The sequence below is a fragment of the Burkholderia savannae genome, assembly GCF_001524445.2.
In the GTDB taxonomy this organism is placed as follows: Bacteria; Pseudomonadota; Gammaproteobacteria; order Burkholderiales; family Burkholderiaceae; genus Burkholderia; species Burkholderia savannae.
The window spans coordinates 2,654,660-2,676,782 of record NZ_CP013418.1 but is presented as its reverse complement, the minus strand read 5'-3'; the positions used below and the strand labels follow the sequence as shown (position 1 = coordinate 2,676,782).

Genomic DNA, 22,123 nt, shown 5'->3' with positions numbered 1-22,123 from the left:
CCCCTCAGTGTGCCGCCGACGCCGCGGTTGCGGCGGACGTGTCGTCGCCGGCGATCCGGACCGGCGTTCCGCTACGCACCTGCTGCAATCCGCTGACGATCACGCGATCGCCCGCCTTCAGCCCCTGTGTGACGATCCATTGATCGCCGTATGCGGTGTCGGCCTTCACCGCCGCCTGCTTCGCGTTGCTTTTCTCGTCGACCACGAATACCGTCGCGCCGCCATCCGATCTGCGCGTCACCGCGAGCTGCGGCACGAGCAGCGCATGATCGTCCGTGCCCTCGTCGAGCCGCGCGCGTACGAACATGCCGGGCAGCAGCGCGTGGTCCGGATTCGGAAAGATCATCCGCAGCGTCACGGAGCCTGTTGTCGCATCGACCGTAATGTCCGAGAACTGCAGCGTGCCGGCTTGCTCGTACTCCGCGCCGTCTTCGAGCAAGAGCTTGACGGCCGCACCGCTCCCCGCCGTTTTCAGCCTGCCCGACGCGAACGCGCGGCGCAGCTTCAGCCAATCGGCGCTCGCGCGGGACACGTCGAGATACATTTCGTCGATCGCCTGGATCGTCGCCAGCGCAGTCGTCTGATCCGCCGTGACGAGCGCCCCTTCGGTGACGCTCGACGCGCCGATCCGCCCCGACACGGGCGCGACGATCCGCGTGTAGCCGAGGTTGACGCGCGCGGATTCGAGCGACGCCTGATCGGCGATCACGTCGGCGGCGTCCTCGCGCACGGCCGCGACCGCGTCGTCGTAATCCTGCCTGCTGACCGCGTTGATCTTGACCAGTTCCGCGTAGCGATCGGCCTTGGTCTTCGCCGACGCGAGCGTCGCCTGCGCCTTCGCGAGCGTGCCGCGCGCCTGATCGTATGCGGCCTGATAGGTCGCCGGATCGATCTGGTACAGCACCTGCCCCGCCTTCACGTCCGAGCCTTCGGTGAAGAGCCGCTTGCGGACGATCCCGCCGATCTGCGGTCGCACCTCGGCGACCTTGATCGCGGACAACCGGCCCGACAATTCGGTGTGCTGGACGATGGACTGCTCGGCTAGCGTCACCACGCCGACTTCGACAGCCGCGGCGCCTGCGCCGGACGCCCCGCGCTGGCCGCACCCCGCTTGCAACGAGACGGCCAGGACGACGAGCGCGAGCGACGCACGCCGGTGCAACGGGCGCGCCGGTGCGCGCGGACGATCGGATGGAATGGGTAGGCGGTTCATGGCTTCTCGTCAGCTCCGTGTCGGTTCCGCCGCACGCGCGACGGCGCGCGCCGAAAGTAGCCGGTGCACGGCGGAACAGGAAACCACGAGCGTAAGGAAATGCCCCTTACGGGTGCTTAGCGCCGCATTACAGCGTGTAACGGACGTCAGGAAATGCGTCGTTCAACGCCCCAAATCGTCGGGATGCGTGATCGCGCCGCGCGACGGGAGCGGGAAGGTCATCGTCGCGACGAAGCCGCCGTCGGGCGCGTTGCACGCGGCGAGCGCACCGCCGTGATAGCGGACGAGCCGCCTGACGATTGCAAGGCCGAGGCCGCAATGCGCTTCGCCGCCGCGCGCGGCGTCGAGCCGAACGAACGGACGCAGCGCGCGTTCGAGCTGCGCGGGTGGAATGCCTGCGCCGTGATCGCGCACGCTCAGCACGTAGCCGCCGGCCGTCGCGCGCGTCGCGATCTCGACGGGCGGCTCGCCGTAGGTGAGCGCGTTCTCGATCAGGTTCGACAAGATCCGGTCCAGATCGACGAGCGGCAGGCCGAAGCCGTCGCCCGCGCGCAGGTCGAGCGTCAGCAGCGCATCTTCGCCCAGGCTGTCGCCGTAATGCTGACGGCAATGCGCATCGACGTTCGCGACCGGCGACGCGTCAGCGGCGTCCCGCGCGAAGTCGAGGAACTGCGTGACGATCCGCGACAGCGATTCCGCATCGCGCAGGAAGCCCGTCCGATTCGCCTCGTCGGGCAGCAGATCCGCGCGCACCTGCATCCGCGTGATCGGAGCGCGCAGGTCGTGCGCGAGCCCCGCCAGCATCACCGAGCGCTCCTGCTCCGTCTGCGCCAGTTCGCGCACCATGTCGTTGAAGTCGCCGATCAGCTCCTTCACCTCGCGCGGCCCGCTCTCCCGCACGACAGGCGGCCGGTGGCCGAGCCGATACTCGCGGGCTGCCTGCGCGAGCCGCCTGAGCGGCCGCTGCAAGTGCCATGCGCCGAGGACGGCCAGCGCGATCGCCAGCAGCACCGCCAGCGACGACATGCCGATGAAGCGGGCAAACGACGGCATTGCGCTCGTCATCGTCACCCAGTAATGATCGTCCGGATAGCGCACCCACAGCGTGTTGGTGCCTTTGTCGGCGACGACGTGCGAGCCGGGCGGAAGCTGGCGGCGCAGATCGCGCTCGAACGGCCCGTTCGTATCCACGCACGACGCGGGACAACCATATGCCGCCGCGTCGCCGACGTTGACGAACGATGCGCCGAGCGTCGAGCTGACGGCGCGCCCCAGTTCGCCGCCCGTCGTGCGCGACTGCACCGACAGCGCGACTACACGCCGCGTCTGGTCCACCGCGAGCGCGAAGCGCTCGCGGTCCACCAGCACGATGCCGAGCACGTGAACCGCGACGATGAGTCCCATCGTCATCAGCGCGAGGCGGACGAACAGCGTGTCAGCGGGATTCTTCATCGTCGCCGCCGCTCGCGCCGCCCGGTATGAACATGTAGCCCGCACCGCGCATCGTCCGGATATGGTGCGGCTGCGCGGGATCGTTTTCCAGCAGGCGGCGCAGGCGCCACACCGGCACGTCGATGCCGCGCTCCGTCAGATCGGAATACGGGCCGTGCAACAAGTCGAGCAGCCGCGCGCGCGACAGCGTCTCCATCGGATGCAGCGCGAACGCTTCGAGCAACGCGTATTCGCTGCCCGTGAGCTTCACCGGATCGCCGTCTCGCAGCAGCGCCCGCGCGGCGAAATCGAGCCGAAACCGGCCGAACCGCAGCGGCGCCCGCGGCTCTGCGCCCCGCCCCTGCGCGCGCGGCGGCGCTTGCCGGCGCAGCACCGCCTGAATCCGCGCAAGCAGTTCCTGCGGCATGAACGGCTTGCCGAGATAGTCGTCCGCGCCGAGCTCCAGCCCGACCACCCGGTCGACGCCGTCCGCGCGCGCGGTCAGCATGATGACGGGGATCGTGTCGCCGCTCGCGCGTAACTGCTTGAGCGCCGTCAGCCCGTCGACGCCCGGCATCATCAGGTCGAGCACGATGATCGACGGCCGCTCTCGTTCAAGTCGGCGCGCGAGCCCGGTGGCGTCATGGAGAACCGAGACGGCGATGCCGCGTTGCTGGAAGAACGTTCTCAGCAGATCGCGCAGCGCGGCGTCGTCGTCGATCAGCAGGATCTGAAGGGACGTATCGTGCATGGTCGTGAGCACAAGATGGCGGCAAACGCACAAGGCCGCGAACCCGCGCCGCTTCCCGCCGCGCCGGTAGCCGGCCTTCTGACCCGGCGACTATAGCGAAGAACGCGCGCCGATCGGTTGCCGGTCCTTTGCGATTCTTACCGTTCATTACGGCGCAGTATCGCATGCATGCCCCGCGCGCACCGGGCACGCAAAAAAGCCGCCCCGATGTGAAGCGCCCCCAAAAAGTTGGATCGGTGTCCAATTCTTGCGGGACGATTCGGAAAAAAGGCGGCTTCTCCACGAGCCGACCGGCGCGGCCCCATGCTCATCGGCCGTTCGGCGCCTGCCGCGGCTGCCGTCAGCGCGACATCATGTTCATGCCGACATTGTGCATGACCCAAAGCGTGCCGACGATCAGGATCGCCGCCGTCAGCACCGTGTAGCTGAACGCCATCACGTTCCAGCGCTGGCTGGACGATCCGTTCATGTGCAGGAAGTAGACGAGGTGCACGACGATCTGCACGAACGCGAGCACCGCGAGCGAGATCAGCGACGCGTGCGACGACAGCGCGCCGCTCAGCACGAGCCCGAACGACGCGGCCGTCAGCAGCACCGACAAAATGAATCCGGCGACGTAGCCGCCCACCGTGCCGTGCGCCTCGCCTTCATGAGAGAGATGGGTGTCGGCCATTTAGATCACGCTCGCGAGATAGACAAAGGAAAACACGCAGATCCAGACGATGTCGAGGAAGTGCCAGAAGAGGCTCAGGCAGGTGAGCCGGCGGATGTCCCGCTCGGTCAGCGCCGGGCGGCGCATCGCCTGGAACGCGAGCACGGCCATCCACAGCAGGCCGATCGCGACGTGCAGCCCGTGCGTGCCGACGAGCGTGAAGAACGACGACAGGAACGCGCTGCGCTGCGGCCCCGCGCCTTCGGCGATCAGGTGCGAGAACTCGCGCAGCTCGAGGCCGAGGAACGCCGCGCCGAGCGCGAACGTCACCGCGAGCCAGCCGAGCAGCGCGCCGCGGCGGCCGCGCTGCGCGCCGATCATCGCGAAGCCGTACGTGATGCTGCTCGTGAGCAGCAGCGCGGTCTCGAGCGCGACGCCCGGGATGTCGAACAGGTCGACGGCGGTCGGGCCGCCCGCGAACTGGTGCGCCATCACCGCGAACACGGCGAACAGCGCGGCGAAGATCACGCAGTCGGTCATCAGGTACAGCCAGAAGCCGAACACCGAATGCGACGGCGGATGATCGTGCGCATCCAGATGACGAGCGGCGCTCGCGGATTGATACGACATCAGTTTGCCTCCAGTTCGACTTGCGCCGGCCGCGCGACGAAGCGCGCGCCGCCGCGTTTTTCCTCGATCTTGCGCACGGCTTCGGCCGGGATGTAATAGCCGTCGTTGTCGCTCGCGCTATGCGCGATCACCGTCGCGACGATGCCGACGAGCGCCGCGATCGCGAGCCACCAGATGTGCCATACCGCCGCGAAGCCGAGCACGAGGCTGAACACGCCGACGAACAGTCCCGCGCTCGTGTTCGACGGCATGTGGATGTCGCGATACTCCGCCTGCTTGCCGATGCCGAGGCCGCGCTCCTTGCGGTACGCGAATTCGTCGAGCGCGTGCACGCGCGGAATCGTCGCGAAGTTGTACGCGGGCGGCGGCGACGACGTCGCCCATTCGAGCGTGCGGCCGCCCCACGGGTCGCCCGTGAAATCGCGGTTCTCGGGCTGCTTGCGATCGCGCAGGCTGACGACGAGCTGCAGCAGCTGGCACGCGATGCCGATCGCGATCAACGCGGCGCCGCATGCGGCGACGATGAGCCACGGATGCCACGCGGGGTTGTCGTAATGATTCAGGCGGCGCGTCATGCCCATGAAGCCGAGCACGTAGAGCGGCACGAACGCGACGTAGAAGCCGACCTGCCAGAACCAGAACGCGGCCCGGCCGAGCTTCTCGTTCAGCTTGAAGCCGAACACCTTCGGGAACCAGTAGTTGAAGCCCGCGAGATAGCCGAACAGCACGCCGCCGATGATCACGTTGTGGAAGTGCGCGATCAGGAACAGGCTGTTGTGCAGCACGAAGTCCGCGCCGGGGATCGCCATCATCACGCCCGTCATCCCGCCGAGCGTGAACGTCACCATGAAGCCGATCGTCCAGAGAACCGGCGTCGAGAATTCGAGCCGGCCGCGATAGATCGTGAACAGCCAGTTGAACACTTTCACGCCGGTCGGAATCGCGATCACCATCGTCATGATCCCGAAAAACGCGTTCACGTTCGCGCCCGAGCCCATCGTGAAGAAGTGGTGCAGCCACACGAGGAACGACAGCACCATGATCGCGCACGACGCATAAACCATCGTCTTGTAGCCGAAAAGCGGCTTCTTCGCGTAGGTCGCGACCACTTCCGAGAAGATCCCGAACGCAGGCAGGATCAGGATATAGACCTCCGGATGGCCCCACGCCCAGATCAGGTTCAGATACAGCATCGCGTTGCCGCCGGCATCGTTCGTGAAGAAGTGCATGCCGAGGTAACGGTCGAGGCCGAGGAGCGCGAGCGTGACCGTCAGGATCGGGAACGACGCCATGATGAGGACGTTCGTGCAGAGCGCGGTCCACGTGAACACGGGCATCTTCATCAGCGTCATGCCGGGCGCGCGCATCCGCAGGATGGTCACGAAGAAGTTCACGCCCGTGAGCAACGTGCCGACGCCGGATATCTGCAGCGCCCACAAGTAGTAATCGACGCCGACGCCCGGACTGAACTGCAGCTCCGACAGCGGCGGATACGCGAGCCAGCCCGTTTGCGCGAATTCGCCGACGACAAGCGAGATGTTGATCAGGATCGCGCTGACCGCCGTCATCCAGAAGCTCAGCGAATTGATGAACGGGAACGCGACGTCGCGCGCGCCGATCTGCAGCGGCACGATGATGTTCATCAGACCGATCATGAACGCCATCGCCATGAAGAAGATCATGATGACGCCGTGCGCGGTGAAGATCTGATCGTAATGATGCGGCGGCAGGTAGCCCGGGCCGTTGTATGCGAGCGCGAGCTGCAGGCGCATCATCACGGCGTCGGCGAAGCCGCGCAGCAGCATGATCAGCGCGACGATGATGTACATCACGCCGAGCTTCTTGTGGTCGACGGTCGTCAGCCACTCGGACCACAGCCATTTCCAGCGCTTCGTGTAGGTCAGCGTGCCGACGACCGAGAGCGCGACGAGCGCCATGAACACGGCCGCGCCCATGACGATCGGCTGATCGAACGGGATGGCAGAAAGCGTCAATTTACCGAACATGCGTTACCCCTTCGTCCGACAGGCGGCGTCCGTCAGATCGAGGACGTGGCCGTTGTTGTACTTCGCGATGATGTTGTGAAAGAGCCGAGGGTCGATCGTCGAGTAGTAGCGCACGGGCTGCTTCTCGCTCGGCTGCGCGAGCTGGCCGTACGCGCTCATGTCGAGCCGGTCGGCCGACGCGCGCACCTTCGCGACCCACGCGTCGAACGCGTCGCGCGACGTCGCGAGCGTGCGGAACTTCATGTCGGAGAAGCCGCGGCCGCTGTAGTTCGCGGAGATCCCGGCGAAGTCGCCCGGCTCGTCGGCGATCAGGTGCAGGCGCGTCTGCATGCCGGCCATCGCGTAGACCTGCGTGCCGAGCTGCGGAATGAAGAACGAGTTCATCACCGAATCGGACGTGATCCGGAAATTGATCGGCGTGCCGACAGGCACCGCCAGTTGGTTCACCGAAGCAATGCCGAGATCCGGATAGACGAAGAGCCACTTCCAGTCGAGCGCGACGACCTCGACGTCGATCGGCTTCACCGACGATTGGATCGGCCGATACGGATCGAGCTCGTGCGTGGTCTTCCACGTGAGGATGCCGAGGAACAGGATGATCAGCGACGGCACCGTCCAGATCACGATCTCGATCGCGGTGGAATGCGCCCACTTCGGCGAGTAGGTCGCGTTGCGGTTCGACGCGCGGTAGCGCCACGCGAAGAGCAGCGTGAGGAGGATCACCGGCACGACGACGATCAGCATCGCCCACGTCGACGTGGCGATCAACGCCTTCTCCGCGGCGCCGATCGCGCCCTTCGGATCGAGCACGTCGAGCCCGCACCCGGACAGCGAGGCGAGCGCACCGATCGCCCCGAACCACGACAAGCTTCTCAAAGCCTTTCTATTCATCACATTCGCCAGCAAGATGTATCGCACTCCGATCGAAACCGTCGGACGACCGGTTCGCGGAAGCGCTCGCATCATACGGCCGGCGAGCGAGATGAAAATCAGTCAATGAGACAAATCATCTTTGCCGAAAATGACAGTGCGACACGATGTCACAGCGTTGGCGGCGCCTGTTTCGATGCGGTGGGAAGATGAGTTGCGCATGTGCGCGTGCGTGCGCGTATACGCGCGAGAAGAAGGCCGCCGGAGACGGAATGGCCGTCGCAGCGGCCGGACACGCGATTGACAACGCGCGCGCGAGGTGCTCGACGTGCGGGCGATCAGCCGCCGCCGCTCGGGCGCGGCGACGCCGATTGTACGCGGCGCGCGCGACGGCCGCAGGTTTCGCTACGCGCGCTTCGCTTCAACACGCCGTCGATCGTGCATCGCATTCGAATGCGCCGCGGCGTCGGAATTGTCGGCATGACGGAAAGCGAAGCCGGCGATCGTGATCCGCCGCCGTCGCGTCATTCGCTTCGATGAACGCGGCGGCGCTGCGCGCGGACACCGGGCCGGCGAAGCATCCCGTGCCGCCTCAAATGCATGCCGATGCATGCGAATCCCGGCGATCGGTCTCCGAAATGCACCGACATGCGCCGACGTGCGCAAACATGCGCGGACATGCTCCGACTTGCGCGAACGCACGTTTAGTCCCGCCCAAACACGCGACGATCGCGCCGGCGCACGCCGCCCGCCGCACCGCGCTCAAAGCCGTGCGGCGAGCCTCGCGCCCTGGTCGATCGCGCGCTTCGCATCGAGCTCGGCCGCCAGCTCCGCGCCGCCGATCAGATGCACCGGCACGCCCGCCGCCTTCAGCGGCTCGTACAGCGCGCGCTCGGGCTCCTGCCCCGCGCACAGCACGATCGTATCGGCCTCGATCACGGTCGGATCGAGACGCTCCTTGCCGAACGTCACGTGCAGCCCCTTGTCGTCGATCAGCTCGTAGTTGACGCCGCCGATCATCTCGACCTGCTTCATCTTCAGCGTCGCGCGATGAATCCAGCCGGTCGTCTTGCCGAGCCCCTTGCCGAGCCCCGTCGCCTTTCGCTGCAGCAGGGTGACGCGGCGCGCGGGCGGCGCGATCTCGCCGAGCGTCACGCCGCCGCGCGCGAGCGCGGGATCGGTCACGCCCCACTCCGCTTTCCATGCGTCGAGATCGAGCGCCGGCGATTCGCCGTCCTGAACGAGAAACTCCGACACGTCGAAGCCGATCCCGCCCGCGCCGACCACCGCGACGCGCTCGCCGACCGGCTTGTTGCGCGCGAGCACGTCGATGTAGGTCAGCACCTTCGGATGATCCTGGCCCGGAATGCGCGGATTGCGCGGCGCGACGCCCGTGGCGAGCACGACGTCGTCGTAGCCGGCCGCGATCAGCTCGGCCGCGTCGACGCGGCGGCTCAGACGCAGCTGCACGCCCGTCAGCTCGATCTGGCGTGCGAAGTAACGCAGCGCCTCGTGAAACTCCTCCTTGCCCGGAATGCGCTTGGCCATGTTGAACTGGCCGCCGATCTCGGCCGCCGCGTCGAACAGCTCGACGCGATGCCCGCGCTGCGCGAGCACCGTCGCGCACGCGAGGCCGGCGGGCCCCGCGCCGATCACCGCGATGCGCTTCACGTTCGCCGCGCGCGCATAGTTCAGCTCCGTTTCGTGGCACGCGCGCGGATTCAGCAGGCACGATGCGATCCGATTCTTGAACGCGTGATCGAGGCATGCCTGATTGCAGCCGATGCACGTGTTGATCTCGTCGGCGCGCCCCTCGGCCGCCTTCTTCACGAACTCGGCGTCGGCGAGGAACGGCCGCGCCATCGACACCATGTCCGCACAGCCGTCCGCGAGAATCTGCTCGGCGACTTCCGGCCGATTGATCCGGTTCGTCGTCACGAGCGGAATGCCGACCTCGCCCTTCATCTTCTTCGTGACCCACGCGAACGCGCCGCGCGGCACCGACGTCGCGATCGTCGGCACGCGCGCCTCGTGCCAGCCGATGCCGGTGTTGATGAGCGTCGCGCCCGCGCGCTCGACCGCCTTCGCGAGCGTCACGACTTCGCTCCAATCACTGCCGTCCGGAATCAGATCGAGCATCGACAGCCGATAGACGATGATGAAATCGCGGCCGACCGCCTCGCGCGTGCGCTCGACGATCTCGACCGGCAGCCGCATCCGGTTCGCGTACGAGCCGCCCCATTCGTCGGTGCGCTTGTTCGTGTGCAGCGAGATGAACTGGTTGATCAGATAGCCTTCGGAGCCCATGATCTCGACGCCGTCGTAGCCCGCTTCGCGCGCGAGCTGCGCGCAGCGCACGAACGCGCGAATCTGCCGCTCGATGCCGCGCGCCGTCAGCTCGTGCGGCGTGAACGGCGAGATCGGCGACTTGAGCCGCGTCGGCGCGACCGCGAACGGGTGATAGCCGTAGCGGCCGGTATGCAGGATCTGCAGCGCGATCTTGCCGCCTTCCGCATGCACCGCGTCCGGAATCACGCGATGGCGGCGCGCCGCGGCGTCCGTCGACAGCGTGCCGCCGAACGGCTTCGTCCAGCCCGCGACGTTCGGCGCGAAGCCGCCCGTGACGATCAGGCCGACGCCGCCGCGCGCGCGTTCGGCAAAATAGTCGGCGAGGCGCGGCAGCGTCTTGCGGCTGTCTTCGAGGCCCGTGTGCATCGACCCCATCAGCACGCGGTTGCGCAGCGTCGTGAAGCCGAGATCGAGCGGGGCGAGCAGGTGTGGGAACGGAGTCGTCATCGGGTATCGCGGGAACGGATTGATCGGGATCGTTACATCGTAGGCGCACGCACCGCTTGTCCGTGAGGGGGCAAATAGCCATAATGCTTGTCATTCGTGGCCAATTTTGGCCACACTCGTCCAGTTCACGACACGATGACGCGACGAACGACGAAAGACCACCTGGGCCTGCGCCGGCCGACGATTCCGGTCGCGTACCTGCGGCATCTGCTGAAGGTGTTCGAGGAGCGCGGCATCGACGCGCGCGATGCCCGCGCGGGCACCGGCCTGCGCGACGACGTGCTCGGCGAACCGGACGCGCGCGTCGCGCCTTCGCAATGGGGGCGGCTCGTGCTGAATGCGATCCGGCTGAGCGGCGACGAGGGGATCGGCTTCGAGCTCGGGCTGCGGCTGCGGATGTCGGTGCACGGCTTTCTCGGCTACGCGGCGCTGACGGCCGCGGACCTGCGCGCGTCGCTGCTCGTCAACGCGCGCTATTTCCGGATGCGCAACCGGCAATACCGGCTGCACTACGCGGAGCGCGACGACGGCGCGACGCTTTCGCTGCACGGCGTGCAGGCGAGCCCCGTGCTCCAGCATCACGCGATGTTCGAGATCGTGCTCACCGGGATCGCGCAGAACGTCGGCACGGTGACGGGGCGCGCCGCGCCGCCGATCGAGCTGCAATTCGCGTGGCCGCAGCCCGGCTATTACGCGCGCTATCGCGACCGGCTGCCGCCCGTGCGCTTCGATTGCGCGTCGAACGCGCTGTGGGTGTCGCGCGATGCGCTCGACTGGCCGCTGCCGATGGCGGACGAAGTCGCGCATCAGCAGGCGCTCGCGCAGGTCGAACGCGAATATGCGGACGTGCGCCACGAAGAAGGCGATCTGGTCGCGCGCGTGCGCGCGGAACTCGCGCTGGCGGCGCAAGGCTATCCCGAGCCCGACGCGCTCGCGCGGCACCTCCTGATGTCGACGCGCACGCTGAGGCGGCGCCTGCTCGATGCAGGTTCCGGCTACCGCGCGCTCGTCGACGAGGCGCGGCTGCGCGACGCGCGCCGGCTGCTGCGCGCATCCGATCTCGATCTGAAGACGATCGCCGAGCGGCTGCAATTCTCCGACCCGGCGAACTTCACGCGCGCGTTCCGCAAGTGGACGGGGCTCACGCCGAGCGCGTATCGGGAAGCGGGCGACGACGCCGAGCGATAGACGGCGCGCGGCGTGCAATCGCGCCGCGATTCGCACCGGCGCGAGCGCAAGCTGTTGCCGATGCGCGTCACGCGAGCGCAACACGTGTGCATGCGTGCAACGCGCGCGACGACGGGCGGGAACGCCCGGCCCGCGGACGCGAATCCGCTTGCCCGCCGCTTGCCCGCCGCTCGCCAACCGCTCACCAACCGCTTGCTGTCCGATCGCCGTCCGACCCGCGACGCTTCGCGAGCGCGAGCTGCGGACGCCTCACGAACGAGCGGGCGACGCGCGCCGTCGCTCGGCAACCGGCGCGCGCGGCTCGTTCGCATACGCGTCGAGCCCCTCGACCAGCGCGTCGAACGCCGCCCGGCAGCGCGGACTGCCGCGCAAATCCTCGTGCATCGTGACCCACATATCGAGCCGTCCGGCAAACGCCTTCGGCAGCACGCGCACGAGCGCGGGATCGCGCCTCGCGAGCGCTGCCTGGCAAATGCCGATGCCCGCGCCGCCGCGAATCAGCGCGAGGTGCGCGAGATCGCTGTCGGTGCGCAGCGTGAACGCGCCGCGGTCGAGCCCCGGGAACGACTTCGCGGCCATCTGCCGGATGAACGCCGTCGGGCGGTCGTAGCCAATCAGCGAATGACGAACCAGTTCGTCCGCATTGCGCGGCGTGCCGCGCCGCGCGAGATAGTCGCGATGCGCATGCAGGCCGAGCTCGATGCCGCCGATGCGCCGCGCGATCAGCTGCGTCTGTTCGGGGCGCGTCATTCGCACCGCGACGTCGGCCTCGCGGCGCAGCAGATCCTGAATGCGGCTCGTCAGCGCGAGCTCGATCTTCAGCGCCGGATGCCGTTGCTGCAAGCGCGCGACGATCGGCGGCAGCACCTCGACGCCGATCACGTCGCTCGCCGAGATCCGCACGACGCCGCGCACGTCCTTGCCGAAGCTCGTTGCCGTGCGCGCGAGCGCATCGGCCGTGCTTTCCATCGCCTCGGCGTCCGCGCGCAGCGCGAGCGCCACGTCGGTCGGCATCAGCCCGGTCGACGATCGTGTGAAAAGCGGCACGCCGAGCGCCGCCTCGAGCGCGGCCACATGCCGGCCGACGGTCGGCTGCGTGAGGCCGAGCACGCGCGCCGCGCCCGACAGCGAACCCTCGCGCAGCACGCCGAGGAACGAACGATACAGCTCCCAGCCGATTTCCGAGCCCATACGAAAATGTATAGCCGTTAGACGAGATTCGGTAATGTTAATCGATCCGCGCGCGGCGCAGAATGCGCCTGTGGATCACGTTCAGGAGCAAGCGATGGCGACTCTCGACACGGCGCTCGTGGTGGGCGCGGCGGGCGGAATCGGTGGAGAAATGGCGCGAGCGCTGCGCGACGCGGGCTGGCGCGTGCGGGCGCTCGCGCGCTCGTCGCCGGCGGCGAATGGCGGCGCGGCGGACATCGACTGGCGGCTCGGCGACGCGTTGAATCCGCGCGACGTCGCCGATGCCGCGCGCGGCTGCGCGGTGATCGTGCACGCGGTCAATCCGCCCGGCTATCGCCGCTGGAACGAATTGGTGCTGCCGATGCTCGACAGCACGATCGCGGCCGCAGCGCGCGAACGCGCGACGATCGTGCTGCCCGGCACCGTCTACAACTTCGGGCCCGACGCCGGCCACCTGCTGCGAGAGGATTCGCCGCAGCGCCCGCTGACCCGCAAGGGCGCGATCCGCGTCGAGATGGAACGGCGCTTGCACGACGCCGCGGATGCGGGCGCGCGCGTTCTGATCGTTCGGGCCGGCGACTTCTTCGGCCCCGGTGCGCGCAACAACTGGTTTTCCCAAGCTCTCGCGAAATCCGGGCGGCCCGTGCGGACCGTACGCTCGCCCGGCCGCGCGGGCGTCGGCCATCAGTGGGCGTATCTGCCCGACGTCGCGCGCACGATGGTCGAATTGCTCGCGCGCCGCGACGCGCTCGACGCATTCTCATGCTTCCACATGGCCGGCCATTGGGACGCCGACGGCGCGCAAATGAGCGCGGCGATCCGCCGCGTCGTCGCGCGGCGAACGGGCGTCGAGCCGCGCATCGCTGCGTTTCCGTGGTGGCTCGTGACGCTCGCGTCGCCGTTCGTCACGACCTGCCGCGAAATGCGCGAGATGCGCTATCTGTGGCGCGAAGCGCTGCGCATGGACAACGCGAAGCTCGTCGCCGCGCTCGGACGCGAGCCGCACACGCCGCTCGACGCGGCGGTGGAAACGACGCTCGATGCGCTCGGCTGCCTGAGCGGCCGCGCACCGCGCGTTGCGCCGTCATCGGGCTGACAATGCGGCCGCGTCGATCCCGAGCCGCTCTCGCAAGCCCGTCCAGCCGCGCGGCGTGACCTGTATCTCGCGTGACGCCGCGACGCGCCGCAGCCATCCGCGCTCGCACAGGCAGCGCATCAGCTGCGCGCCGAGCGGGCCCGCCAGATGATGCTGCCGCTCGGTCGAATCGAGGCATTGGGTCGCGACGCCTCGCCGGCCCGCCGTCAAGCCGTCGACCTCCACGCCCAGTTCGGAAAACCACGCGCGCCCCGACGGCGTGACGTCGAAGCGCTTGTCCGGCGCGGCTGCGAGCAGGCCGAGCGCCTGCATCCGCTGCGTCATCGCGACGCCCACGCGCCCCGCGAGATGGTCGTAGCAGCAGCGCGCGAATTGCAGACGCCGCATGCCCGCGCGCGGACGCGGCGGAAGCGGACGCCGCGTCTCGATCGCGGCGAGACTTTCGAGCGCGAACGCGACCTGCGGGCTCGACAACCGATAGTAGCGATGCCGCCCTTCCGATTCGACGGCGAGCAACTCGCCGTCCACGAGCTTGCGCAGGTGCGAGCTCGCCGTCTGCGGGCTCACGCCGGCCACGCGCGCAAGCTCGCCCGCCGGCCGCGCGCGGCCGTCCAGAAGGCTCACGAGAATCGCGAGACGCGCCGGGTCGGCGATCAGGAACGCGGATGTGACGATGTTCGCTTGAGCTTCCATGGGAGATCCGTCGAATCGAGCGGTGTCGACGAAGATAGCACCGCCCGGCCGCCGACGCTTCGATGCGCGTCGAAACATCCGGCGCGCCGGCGCGGCTACGCTTGACGAACCTTCCCGTCGCCGCTTTCGCCAAGGAGCCCGAAATGACCGACACGACGCCTGCAGAGATCCGACACATCCACGCCGCATGGCACGACGCCGTCGTGCGCCGCGACCTCGACGCGCTGATGGCGCTCTACGCGCCCGACGCGATACTCGAGACGCCGCTGATCGTCGCCGTGCTGCGCGAGCGCCCCGACGGAGTGCTTCAGGGCAGCGCGGCGATCCGCGCGTTCTTCGAAGCGGGATTCCGGCAACTGCCGAACGAGCTTGCACGCTGGCACCGCACCGATACGTTCTTCACGAACGGCCGGCAATTGATCTGGGAATATCCCCGCGAAACGCCGCAAGGCGATCAGATCGACCTGATCGAATCGATCGACGTCGCCGGCGGGCGCATCGCGCGCCACCGGGTCTACTGGGGCTGGGCCGGATTCAACGCGCTCGTCGCGGCGATGAAGCGCGCCGAATCGGCCGCGTGACGCGGCAAGCTTCGGCAAGAGAAAAAGACGAAAAAGGACCGCACGCCGCGCGGCCGTGCGGTACGTGCCGCCGCGTCCGGGCGCAAGCGCGCATCCGCCGCCGGCTCACCGGCACGGCGGCGGATTGGAGCGCGCGGCCCGGGCGGGCTCGACACACGCACCCGCCGGCCGATGCAACACCGACACGCATCGGCCGTTCCGTCGGCGCTACGCTTGACGCGGCGCGTCGACGGGCGGCGTGCCGTCGTGAAAAAGCGTCTTCAGCTGCGCGCGCAATTCCGGCGAATCGGTATGACGATGAACCGTGACCGCGTGCTGCACGGCGGCCTCCATCAATTCGTCATCCGAATCGGCGGACAGCGCGACGGTGCAGTGCATTTCGCTCGGAAACTCCCGGCAATCGATGTATTTGCGAGCCATGACGCCCTCCTCGCATGTGATCTGAAGCCAACCTGACGATCGATCTTCCCCCGGGGCAATCGCTTCGGAAACGACGATGACGCGCATCGAACGAAGTGATGGTTGGATTCTAGGTCACGGCGAAACGGTTCGTTAGGCTAACCGATGAAGAACGCGAACGCGCGGCGCACCGCGCGCCCTCGCGGCATTCGCCGCCGTCCCGACGGCCCGCTCCTCGCGCGCGCTCGCAACGCATGACGCAACCGCGCCGCGTCATTCGTGCGGCGGCAGGTAATCCATCTGGAATTCGTCGTACAAGCGATAGATCAGTTCGAGCATTGCGCGGATGTCCTCCGATTCGTCGAGCATCCGCGTGCTCATGATGATCGGCGACACGAGATTCGAATCGTCGAGCTCCTTGTAGCCGACGTCGTCGCGCTTGAGCCCGTACACGCTGTGCGGCACGACCGATACGCCCTCGCCCGCCGCGACGAGCCCGAGCGCGATCTGCAGCTCGCGCGTCTCGTAGATCCGGCGCGGCTTCAGCGCGCGATCGTGAAACGCGGCGAGCACCTGGTCCGCGTAGCTCGGCCGCGGCGTCTTCGGAAAGATGATCAGCGTCTCGTTGACGAGATCGTGCAGCGACAGCACCGGCTTCGCCGCTTCGAGCGGATGCCCGAGCGGCAGCGCGACGATCATCCGCTCCTCGCGCAACACGATGCGCCGCACGCTCGGGTCTTCGTGGCGAATGCGGCCGAAGCCGACGTCGATCCTCCCCTCCTTCAGCGCCTTGATCTGATCCATCGTCGACATCTCGTGCAGGCTCAGCTCGACCTCGCCGTATTCGTCGCGAAAGCGGCGGATGATTCTCGGCAGCATCCCATACAGCGTCGAGCCGACATAGCCGACCGACAGCGCGCGCTCGATCTTGCCGATGCGCTTCGTCATCGATTCGAGCTCGGCCGTCTGCGCGAGCAGTTGCACCGCGTGCGAATAGAAGAAACGCCCCGCATCGGTCATCTTCAGCGGCCGAGCGTGCCGCTCGAACAGCATCACGCCGAGCGCGTCCTCGAGCTGCTGGATCTGCCGGCTCAGCGGCGGCTGCGCGATGTGCAGGCGCTCGGCCGCGCGCGTGAAATTCTGCTCCTCCGCGACCGCGACGAAGTAGCGCAAGTGCCGCAGTTCCATCTTCATACCTCGTGGATATCGATCCGATACTCAATCGGTGTTGGACGCACCGTTTTGCCGGCAACTATCCTCAATCTGACCGCGTTGTCGTCAAGCACTATACCTGCGAAGCATCGCAGGTTCATCCGGGTTTTCCGCACGACGCGCATTGCGGCGCAGCGACGGACCGCTCGTCCGGACGCACGCCGGCCACGAACAGAGCCCATCAGGAGACGCCCCCCATGATCCCGATCTACCCGGATCGTCACCCGACGCTGCGATGCATCGACGACTTCCTCGTCGAGGACAAGGCGCACGGCGACTACCGCCTGCACCGCAGCGCGTTCACCGACGAGATGCTGTTCGAGCTGGAGATGAAGCACATCTTCGAAGGCAACTGGATCTATCTCGCGCACGAGAGCCAGATCCCGAACGCGAACGACTATTACACGACCACCATCGGCCGCCAGCCGATCGTGATCGCGCGCAACCGCCAGGGCGAGCTGAACGCGTTCGTCAACGCGTGCACGCATCGCGGTGCGATGCTGTGCCGGCACAAGCGCGGCAATCGCGCGAGCTACACGTGCCCGTTCCACGGCTGGACGTTCAGCAACAGCGGCAAGCTGCTCAAAGTGAAGGACCCCGAAGGAGCCGGCTATCCGGACTGCTTCAATCGCGACGGCTCGCACGATCTGAAGAAGGTCGCGCGCTTCGAGAACTACCGCGGCTTCCTGTTCGGCAGCCTGAATCCGGACGTCGAGCCGCTCGCCGCGTATCTCGGCGACGCCGCGCGCATCGTCGACATGATCGCCGACCAGTCGGCGGACGGCCTCGAAGTGCTGCGCGGCGCGTCGACATACACGTACGAAGGCAACTGGAAGCTCACCGCCGAGAACGGCGCGGACGGCTATCACGTGTCGGCCGTGCACTGGAATTACGCGGCGACCGTCAATCACCGCAAGACGGATGCGCAGCACGAAGACGCGATCCGCGCGATGGACGCGGGCAAATGGGGCCGCCAGGGCGGCGGCTTCTACGCGTTCGATCACGGCCACATGCTGCTGTGGACTCGATGGGCGAACCCGGAGGACAGGCCGAACTTCGATCGCCGCGACGAATTCGCCGCGCGCTGCGGCGGCGACATCGCCGACTGGATGATCCGGAACTCGCGCAATCTGTGCCTGTACCCGAACGTCTATCTGATGGACCAGTTCGGCTCGCAGATTCGCGTGCTGCGGCCGCTCGCCGTCAATCGCACCGAGGTCACGATCTACTGCATCGCGCCGAAGGGCGAAGCGCCCGACGCGCGCGCGCGCCGCATCCGCCAGTACGAGGATTTCTTCAACGCGAGCGGGATGGCGACGCCCGACGATCTCGAGGAATTCCGCGCGTGCCAGCAAGGCTATGCAGGCCGCGCGGTCGAATGGAACGACATGTGCCGCGGCGCCGCGCACTGGATCGAAGGCCCCGACGAAGCCGCGCGCAAGATCGGCATCCGTCCGCTGCTGAGCGGCGTGAAGACCGAGGACGAAGGGCTGTACACGGTCCAGCACCGCTACTGGATCTCGACGATGAAGCAGGCGCTCGCCGCCGAAAGGAGCCGCGCATGAAGACGATCGACATCGCGGACATCCGCGCGTTCCTCTACCGCGAATGCCGGCTGCTCGACGACAAGGCATGGGACGCGTGGCTCGACTGCTATCACCCGGAGGTCGTGTTCTGGATGCCGTCGTGGGACGACTCGGACGAGCTCGTCACCGATCCGCAGCGCGAGATCTCGCTGATCTACTATCCGAACCGGCAGGGGCTCGAGGATCGCGTGTTCCGCATCAAGACCGAGCGCTCGAGCGCGACGATGCCCGATACGCGCACGAGCCACAACGTCGCGAACGTCGAGCGCGAAAGCATCGAGGGCGACGTGCACATCGTGAGATTCAACTGGCACACGCTCAGCTATCGCTACAAGACGGTGTCGAGCTACTTCGGAACGTCGCGCTACGCGATCGACTTCTCAGGCGACGCACCGAAGATCGTCAGCAAGTACGTCATCCTGAAGAACGACTACATCAACCAGCTGATCGACATCTATCACATCTAGCCGGCCGCGCGCCGCACGCCGCTCGCCGCGTCGCGCCCGAGGAACGCATCATGGAACACCGCATCGCTCTCCAGTTCGAAGACGGCGTCACCCGCTTCATCACGTGCCGCGACGGCGAAACGCTCGCCGACGCCGCGTATCGCCAGCAGGTCAACCTCCCGCTCGATTGCCGCGACGGCGCGTGCGGCACCTGCCGCTGCCGCTGCGAATCGGGCGACTACGACCTGCCCGAATCGAGCTACATCGAAGACGCGCTCACGGCCGACGACGCCGCCCGGCGTTACGTGCTCGCGTGCCAGACGCGCCCGCGCGCCGATTGCGTGATCGACGTGCCCGCGTCGTCGGCCGCATGCAAGACGAGCGCCGTGCGCCACGAGGGCACGCTCGCGTCGATCGAGCGGCTATCGGCATCGACGATCCGCTTTTCGATCGACGTCGACGAGCCCGCGAAGCTCGCGTTTCTCGCGGGCCAGTACGTGAACGTCGAGATTCCCGGCGCGGGCGCGACGCGCTCGTACTCGTTCAGCTCGCAACCGGGCGACGCGCGCGTGTCGTTTCTCGTGCGCAACGTGCCGGGCGGACGGATGAGCCGCTATCTCGTCGACGAAGCCGCGCCCGGCCAGCGCATCGCGTTCTCCGGGCCGCACGGCAGCTTCTATCTGCGCGACGCCGCGCGGCCCGCGCTTTTTCTCGCGGGCGGCACCGGCATCGCGCCGTTCCTGTCGATGCTCGACGTGCGCGCGACGCGCGACGGCGCGCCGCCCGTGCGGCTCGTCTACGGCGTCACGCGCGACGACGATCTCGTCGCGCTCGATCGCATCGGCGAAGTCGGGCGCCGCCTCGCCGGCTTCGAGTACCGGACCTGCGTCGCGGACGATGCGAGCGCGCATCCGCGCAAGGGCTACGTGACCGCGCACGTCGAACCCGAGTGGCTGAACGGCGGCGACGTCGACATCTACCTGTGCGGCCCCGTGCCGATGGTCGACGCGGTGCAGACGTGGCTGCGCGAGCGCGGCGTCACGCCGACCAATCTGTACTTCGAAAGATTCTCGTCGAGCAGCGGATCATGAATCGCCAACATGCACCCGGCCGCTTCGGCGGCAAAGTAACGGTCGTCACGGGCGCCGCGCAAGGCATCGGGCGCGGCGTCGCATTGCGCGCGTCGCGGGAAGGCGCAACGACGGTGCTCGTCGATCGCGCGGAATTCGTGCATGACGCCGCGGCCGAAATCGCGGCCGAAGGCGGCCGCGCGCTCGCCGTCGTCGCCGACCTCGAAACGTACGCGGGCGCGGAAGCGATGGCGCGCGCGGCCGTCGACGCGTTCGGCGCGATCGACGTGCTCGTCAACAACGTCGGCGGCACGATCTGGACGAAACCGTTCGATCGCTACGACATCCCACAGATCGAGGCGGAAATCCGCCGCTCGCTGTTCCCGACGCTGTGGTGCTGCCGCGCGGTGCTGCCCGGCATGATCGAGCGCGGCCGGGGCGCGATCGTCAACGTGTCGTCGATCGCGACGCGCAGCATTCATCGCGTGCCGTACGCGGCGGCGAAAGGCGGCGTCAACGCGTTGACCGCGAGTCTCGCGTTCGAGCATGCGGCGCACGGTGTGCGCGTGAACGCGGTCGCCGCCGGCGGCACCGACGCGCCGCCGCGCAAGGTGCCGCGCAACGCCGAACCGCAAGGCGACGACGACGCGCGCTGGTATCGCGCGATCGTCGACCAGACCCTGTCGTCGAGCCTGATGCACCGATACGGAACGATCGACGAGCAAGTCGCCGCGATTCTGTTTCTCGCATCGGACGAAGCGTCGTACATCACCGGCTCGGTGCTGCCCGTCGGCGGCGGTGATCAGGGTTGAGCGCCGCGTGCGTGCGCACGCGTGCGTTTGCGTGCGTTTGCGTGCGTTTGCGCACGCGTATTAACGCTGCGGAATTTCATGCGCGAACTCGCGGCGCCGCGCGCACGAATTCCGCTACGTCGTCGAGCACCGGCAGAAAGCGCCGCATCGGCATGCCCAGTGCGCCGACGAGCAGCGCATGCCCGATGCGCGGATAGAGCCTGACCTGCACCGCGCCGCCCGCGGCGGCGACGCGCGCAGCGAACCGCGCCGTGTTGCCCGGCCTCACCGTCGCGTCGTTTAGGCCCGATACGAGCAGCATCGGCGGCTCGCTGCCGTCGACGAAGCGGATCGGCTGGCTCGCGTCGCGCACGGGCTCGGGAAAGATCCGCATCAGCGTCGCGTCGGCGAGCGGCAGGAAATCGTACGGACCGGCGAGTCCGACCACGCCCGCAAGATCGCGCTTGCCCAGACCGTGCGCATCGAGAAAGCGGCCGTCGGTCGCGAGCAGCGCCGCGATCTGCGCCCCCGCCGAGTGACCCGCGACGTACACGCGGCGCGGGTCCGCGCCGAGCTCGGCCGCATGATCGCGCGCCCAGCGCACCGCCGCGGCTGCGTCTTCGACGAAGTCCGGAAACACCGCGCCCGGATACAGCCGATAGTCGGGAATCGCGACGACGCAGCCGCGCGACGCGAGCGCCTCGCCGACGAACCGGTAATCGCCGCGCCGGCCGCTCTGCCAGCTGCCGCCATAGAAGAACACGACGAGCGGCTTGCCGTCGCCGCACGTGCGCGCGCCGCGTCCGGCCGGCAAATAGACGTCGAGCGAACGGCGCGGCCCCGCACCGTAGACGATGTCGAAACGGCCGGCAAACGTCGCGCGGCGAGCCGCCGCGTTCAGTACGACCAACGGATTGCGGCCGGCCCACACGCCGAGCGTCACGGCCGATCCGATCAACATCATCCCTGCCAGCATCGCCTGCTCCTCGGTTACTCGAACGACGACGCACGCATCGCGCGCCGCCATATCGGCGCGCGCACGCAACATTCAAACGCTTCGAACGCGCGCGGCGCATTGCCGCGTAGCCGCGCGCATTCGATCCACGCGCCTTTCCGTTGCGAGAATCGTCTTCCCTGAAAAACCGGTAAACGATAAAGCGGCCAAATAGTCGATTCGTAGAGTGTCGTCTCGGTATTGCGGGACTCGCTCGCTCCGCACCCACACCGGCGATGGCCGTGTGCAATGCGCTCGTCGAACCTCGCCGCGCTGCCGCGCGAGTTCGACGGCGGCGGCCTGATCCGGCGCCGCGCCGATTCCGACGACGGCCGCAAGGGCCGCATGTCGCCGACCGCGAGCGGCGAGCGGCGAGCGCCACGTTCGCTCGCGCGACGTTCGCGATGCGCCACGCACGCCGTCGAGCATCAAAACAAAAGCGACGGGCAACGTGAACAAAAAAAGCGGCCGGCCCGATGCCGGGCCGGCCGCTCGTCGACATTGCAGCGAGCGTCGCGCGGCGAGCG

The 22,123-nt window shown here is 67.8% G+C and carries 21 protein-coding genes; 7 read left to right on the top strand and 14 right to left on the bottom strand.

The window, feature by feature from the left end; genetic code table 11:
• Positions 1-4: 4 nt before the first annotated feature.
• The 8 genes from WS78_RS32870 to WS78_RS32835 form a co-directional block, all read right to left on the bottom strand.
• Complete coding sequence (locus WS78_RS32870; protein ID WP_059581069.1) at positions 5-1,213, bottom strand: efflux RND transporter periplasmic adaptor subunit; 1,209 nt, start codon at positions 1,211-1,213, stop codon at positions 5-7.
• A gap of 162 nt (positions 1,214-1,375) precedes the next feature.
• Positions 1,376-2,665: an ATP-binding protein gene (locus WS78_RS32865; protein ID WP_059581066.1), complete on the bottom strand. Its 1,290-nt coding sequence runs from the start codon at positions 2,663-2,665 to the stop codon at positions 1,376-1,378.
• A complete protein-coding gene (locus WS78_RS32860) occupies positions 2,649-3,395 on the bottom strand; it encodes a response regulator (RefSeq protein ID WP_059581287.1) in 747 nt (248 codons plus the stop codon). Before WS78_RS32860 ends, WS78_RS32865 begins: the two co-directional genes overlap by 17 nt.
• 340 nt (positions 3,396-3,735) lie before the next feature.
• Positions 3,736-4,068, bottom strand: a complete 333-nt coding sequence (gene cyoD, locus WS78_RS32855; protein ID WP_038751001.1) for a cytochrome o ubiquinol oxidase subunit IV — start codon at positions 4,066-4,068, stop codon at positions 3,736-3,738.
• Positions 4,069-4,677 carry a cytochrome o ubiquinol oxidase subunit III gene (gene cyoC / locus WS78_RS32850; RefSeq protein WP_059581061.1) on the bottom strand — a complete coding sequence of 203 codons (609 nt, stop codon included), beginning with the start codon at positions 4,675-4,677 and terminating at the stop codon, positions 4,069-4,071.
• Entirely contained in the window at positions 4,677-6,683 is a 2,007-nt protein-coding gene (gene cyoB, locus WS78_RS32845; RefSeq protein WP_085701549.1) for a cytochrome o ubiquinol oxidase subunit I, read from the bottom strand. Before cyoB ends, cyoC begins: the two co-directional genes overlap by 1 nt.
• Positions 6,684-6,686: 3 nt before the next feature.
• Positions 6,687-7,574 carry a ubiquinol oxidase subunit II gene (gene cyoA, locus WS78_RS32840; protein WP_085701548.1) on the bottom strand — a complete coding sequence of 296 codons (888 nt, stop codon included), beginning with the start codon at positions 7,572-7,574 and terminating at the stop codon, positions 6,687-6,689.
• A gap of 741 nt (positions 7,575-8,315) precedes the next feature.
• Positions 8,316-10,349 carry an NADPH-dependent 2,4-dienoyl-CoA reductase gene (locus tag WS78_RS32835; RefSeq protein ID WP_059579285.1) on the bottom strand — a complete coding sequence of 678 codons (2,034 nt, stop codon included), beginning with the start codon at positions 10,347-10,349 and terminating at the stop codon, positions 8,316-8,318.
• A gap of 135 nt (positions 10,350-10,484) precedes the next feature.
• Between WS78_RS32835 and WS78_RS32830 the strand changes: the two genes are divergently transcribed.
• Complete coding sequence (locus tag WS78_RS32830; RefSeq protein WP_038753641.1) at positions 10,485-11,537, top strand: AraC family transcriptional regulator; 1,053 nt, start codon at positions 10,485-10,487, stop codon at positions 11,535-11,537.
• Positions 11,538-11,786: 249 nt separating this feature from the next.
• On the opposite strand, the gene WS78_RS32825 is transcribed toward WS78_RS32830, so the two are convergent.
• Positions 11,787-12,728: a LysR family transcriptional regulator gene (locus WS78_RS32825; protein ID WP_059579287.1), complete on the bottom strand. Its 942-nt coding sequence runs from the start codon at positions 12,726-12,728 to the stop codon at positions 11,787-11,789.
• Positions 12,729-12,822: 94 nt separating this feature from the next.
• Between WS78_RS32825 and WS78_RS32820 the strand changes: the two genes are divergently transcribed.
• A complete protein-coding gene (locus tag WS78_RS32820) occupies positions 12,823-13,824 on the top strand; it encodes an NAD-dependent epimerase/dehydratase family protein (RefSeq protein ID WP_059579426.1) in 1,002 nt (333 codons plus the stop codon).
• Here the strand turns inward: WS78_RS32820 and WS78_RS32815 are convergent.
• Positions 13,813-14,517 carry an ArsR/SmtB family transcription factor gene (locus WS78_RS32815; RefSeq protein WP_059579288.1) on the bottom strand — a complete coding sequence of 235 codons (705 nt, stop codon included), beginning with the start codon at positions 14,515-14,517 and terminating at the stop codon, positions 13,813-13,815. The genes WS78_RS32820 and WS78_RS32815 overlap by 12 nt on opposite strands.
• Positions 14,518-14,660: 143 nt before the next feature.
• On the opposite strand from WS78_RS32815, the gene WS78_RS32810 reads away from it, so the two are divergent.
• On the top strand, positions 14,661-15,098 hold the full coding sequence (locus WS78_RS32810; RefSeq protein ID WP_038753692.1) for a nuclear transport factor 2 family protein: 438 nt from the start codon (positions 14,661-14,663) through the stop codon (positions 15,096-15,098).
• 207 nt (positions 15,099-15,305) lie between these two features.
• On the opposite strand, the gene WS78_RS32805 is transcribed toward WS78_RS32810, so the two are convergent.
• Complete coding sequence (locus WS78_RS32805; protein WP_038753695.1) at positions 15,306-15,518, bottom strand: DUF1059 domain-containing protein; 213 nt, start codon at positions 15,516-15,518, stop codon at positions 15,306-15,308.
• A 252-nt stretch (positions 15,519-15,770) separates the two neighbouring features.
• The gene (locus tag WS78_RS32800) at positions 15,771-16,685 is read right to left on the bottom strand and encodes a LysR family transcriptional regulator (RefSeq protein WP_038753698.1); all 915 of its coding nucleotides are present in this window, start codon (positions 16,683-16,685) and stop codon (positions 15,771-15,773) included.
• 221 nt (positions 16,686-16,906) lie between these two features.
• Here WS78_RS32800 and benA point away from each other — a divergent pair, with 221 nt between their 5' ends.
• Genes benA through WS78_RS32780 form a run of 4 tightly spaced genes read left to right on the top strand, consistent with a single transcriptional unit; the run spans position 16,907 to position 20,623 of the window.
• Positions 16,907-18,274: a benzoate 1,2-dioxygenase large subunit gene (gene benA / locus WS78_RS32795; RefSeq protein ID WP_059579291.1), complete on the top strand. Its 1,368-nt coding sequence runs from the start codon at positions 16,907-16,909 to the stop codon at positions 18,272-18,274.
• A complete protein-coding gene (gene benB, locus WS78_RS32790) occupies positions 18,271-18,762 on the top strand; it encodes a benzoate 1,2-dioxygenase small subunit (RefSeq protein ID WP_038753656.1) in 492 nt (163 codons plus the stop codon). Before benA ends, benB begins: the two co-directional genes overlap by 4 nt.
• Before the next feature lie 50 nt (positions 18,763-18,812).
• Positions 18,813-19,832: a benzoate 1,2-dioxygenase electron transfer component BenC gene (benC, locus tag WS78_RS32785; RefSeq protein ID WP_059579295.1), complete on the top strand. Its 1,020-nt coding sequence runs from the start codon at positions 18,813-18,815 to the stop codon at positions 19,830-19,832.
• Entirely contained in the window at positions 19,829-20,623 is a 795-nt protein-coding gene (locus WS78_RS32780; RefSeq protein ID WP_059579300.1) for a 1,6-dihydroxycyclohexa-2,4-diene-1-carboxylate dehydrogenase, read from the top strand. The genes benC and WS78_RS32780 overlap by 4 nt, the downstream gene beginning before the upstream one ends.
• Positions 20,624-20,699: 76 nt before the next feature.
• On the opposite strand, the gene WS78_RS32775 is transcribed toward WS78_RS32780, so the two are convergent.
• Together WS78_RS32775 and WS78_RS38440 are read right to left on the bottom strand one after the other, a co-directional pair.
• Positions 20,700-21,578, bottom strand: coding sequence for an alpha/beta hydrolase (locus tag WS78_RS32775; RefSeq protein WP_082717470.1), 879 nt, complete (start codon positions 21,576-21,578; stop codon positions 20,700-20,702).
• 14 nt (positions 21,579-21,592) lie between these two features.
• Positions 21,593-22,009: a hypothetical protein gene (locus WS78_RS38440; protein WP_059579308.1), complete on the bottom strand. Its 417-nt coding sequence runs from the start codon at positions 22,007-22,009 to the stop codon at positions 21,593-21,595.
• Positions 22,010-22,123: the final 114 nt, after the last annotated feature.